Below are 2,569 nucleotides of genomic sequence, written 5' to 3'. Positions count from 1 at the left end.
GTGGGTGGAGGTGGTGTGTCGGGGGTGGTGGGGAAAGGTGATGGTTGGTTCGTCCTATGGTGGGGCGTGTGACAGGTAGTGAGAGGTCGTCGCGAGAGACGACGCGAGACGAGAACGGGTCGGGGCTGGCGCATTCGCTTCGGCGTCGGCACATGGCGCTGATCGCGATCGGCGGTTCGGTGGGGGCGGGGCTCTTCATCGGTTCGGGTGCGGTGATCCAGACCGCGGGTCCGGCGGCGGTGGTGTCCTATGCGTTGGCGGGGGCCCTGGTTTTTTTGACCCTGCGCGCCTTGGGCGAGATGGTGGTGTCGGTGCCGGCGGGCGGGTCCTTCTCCGACTACGCGCGTTTGGCGTTCGGGCCGCGGGCGGGGTTCACCATCGGGTGGGTGTACTGGTGGATGTACGCGGTGTTGGTGGCCGCGGAGTCGGTGGCCGGTGCCACGATCTTGAGCCAGTGGGTGGAGTTGCCCGGTTGGGTGCTGGCGTTGGTGGTGTTGTTGGCGATGACGGCGGCCAACCTGATCTCGGTGAGGGTGTTCGCGGAGACCGAGTCGTTGTTCTCGCTGATCAAGGTCGCCACGATCGTGGCGTTCTTGTTGGTGGGCGGGTTGTACGCGTTGGGGCTGTGGAGCGGCTCTGAGGGGTCGACCGTGGCCAACCTGTGGGAGTTGGGCGGGTTCGCCCCCAACGGGTGGGTGGCGGTGTTGGGCGCCACGGTGGTGGTGCTCTTCGCCTTCGGTGGTGTGGAGATCATCACGATCGCGGCCGGGGAGAGCGATGAGCCCGAGCGTGGGGTGGCCTCGGCCATCACCAACGTGCTCTGGCGTATCGGTTTGTTCTACGTGGCTTCCATCCTGGTGGTGGTGATGGTGGTGCCGTGGGATTCCACGCAGTTGGATCGCAGCCCGTTCGTGGTGGTGATGGAGACCGTCGGTATCCCGGGTGCGGCGTTGATCATGGAGATCGTGGTGCTCATCGCGGTGTTGAGTGTGCTCAACGCCGCCATGTACACCTCTTCGCGCATGTTGTTCATGCTCACCCGTCAGGGGGACGCTCCGCGGGTGTTGCGCGGCACCAACCGCGGTGGTGTTCCGGTGCGGGCGATTCTCTTGGGCACGGTGGTGGGGTATGCCGCGGTGGTGGCCGATTACCTCTTCCCGGGGCAGGTGTTCGGGTTCTTGGTGGCTTCCATCGGCGCGATCCTGTTGGTGTTGTTCTTGGTGATCTGTGCTTCGCAGTTGGTGGTGGGTGCTCGGGTGCGGCGTAACGCCCCTGAGCGGTTGACGTTGCGCATGTGGGCTTTTCCGTACCTGACCTGGGTGACGTTGTTGGGGTTGGCGGCGGTCTTCGTGGCGATGGCGGCCTTGCCCGAGCAGCGTCAGGCTCTGTGGGCGTCGGTGGGCGCGGTCGTGGTGGCGTTGGTGGTCTATGAGGTGCGTCGTCGTGTGGGTTCGGAGCCCAGCCGTTGGGTGTTGGGGGTGGAGGGTCGCGCGAGCCCGCGGGAGTTGGACGCGGTGGCGGGTCCGGGTTCGGTGGGCTCGGGCTCTGGTGGGGTGGCCGGTTCCGGTGGGGAGGGTTCTGCCGGTTCGGGGTGATCGCGCTCACGGCGGGTGATGGCCCGGGTGCGCTGGTGTGCGGTGGCGTTCTGCCTTTGTGGGGGTGGGGCGCCACCGTTGTTGTGGGGTGGGTGTGGGGGTGTGTCACCCCAGGTCAGGCACCTTTAGTGCCCTTGTGGGTGGTTTGTGCGGGTAGGGGGCAAGGGTGCCTAAGCCGGTTTTTGTCGCTATCGTGCTGCCAACCCCTGAGAGGAGCACCCCTGTGCGACATTTCGTCGGCTTCCTGTCGGGCCTGATTCTGGGCCCGGTTCTGCTGCTGCTGTGCGGCTGGGCCTTCGCGCACCTGCGGGGCCTGCACGCCGCCGACATGAGCGTGCTGTCGGGTACCGGACCGGTCGCTCTGGCCGGGCTGGTGGGCGTGGGAATCCTGGTGGCCCTGGTGGCCGTCCCCCCGCGGTTGACCCCGCTGCTGCCCTTCGGCGCGGCCCTGGTGTTGGCCGGTCTGAGCGCTGTGTCCCTGCTGCGTCCGCACCTGGTGGAGCGTTTGCCCACGGTTCCGGGCAGCGAGAGCGCCTTGGTGCTGTTGCCCCTGGGCGTGTTCGTCCCCTTGGCCCTGCTGTTGGCCGCCCCGGTGTTCGTGGGCGGTCGCTGGGTGCGCGGAGACGATGACGGTCCCGGTAAGGACGAGTACTTCGATGGGCTCTATGAGGATGGTGAGGGTGGTTCCAACCAGCGCAGTGCGCTGCGTTCGGAGCCGGTGCCCGCCGCCGCCTCGCACGAGCCTCGACACCGTCTGGAGGACGACTGAGAGAAGTTCTGGCCACTCCCCCACCGGCTACGGCCCTCGCACCCGATCTTCTGGGGTGCGAGGGCCGCGGTCGTCTCAGCGCCAGGTGGGTCCCCAGCCCTTGGAGCGTGAGACCCCGGGCGGTAGTGGCGGCAGGGCGGGGCCCGAGGTGCGCTCCTGGGGGCGAGGGGGCTCGGGGTCCGGTCGGGGCCCGGCCCGCTCGGGC

The 2,569-nt window shown here is 68.0% G+C and carries 2 protein-coding genes; both read left to right on the top strand.

The window, feature by feature from the left end:
* Positions 1-152 precede the first annotated feature (152 nt).
* Complete coding sequence (locus BQ8420_RS06625; protein ID WP_087096935.1) at positions 153-1,595, top strand: amino acid permease; 1,443 nt, start codon at positions 153-155, stop codon at positions 1,593-1,595.
* 223 nt (positions 1,596-1,818) lie between these two features.
* The gene (locus tag BQ8420_RS06620) at positions 1,819-2,364 is read left to right on the top strand and encodes a hypothetical protein (RefSeq protein ID WP_087096934.1); all 546 of its coding nucleotides are present in this window, start codon (positions 1,819-1,821) and stop codon (positions 2,362-2,364) included.
* Positions 2,365-2,569 lie beyond the last annotated feature (205 nt).

Origin of the sequence: Nocardiopsis sp. JB363, from assembly GCF_900143625.1 — a bacterium.
GTDB lineage: Bacteria > Actinomycetota > Actinomycetes > Streptosporangiales > Streptosporangiaceae > Nocardiopsis.
Note: the sequence above shows the minus strand (reverse complement) of the source record. Positions and strands in the feature narration are given on the sequence as shown.

Bases quoted from the DNA above. Each gene is read 5' to 3' on its own strand.
- BQ8420_RS06625 (WP_087096935.1), top strand. From the start codon at position 153: ATGGCGCTGATCGCGATCGGCGGTTCGGTGGGGGCGGGGCTCTTCATC.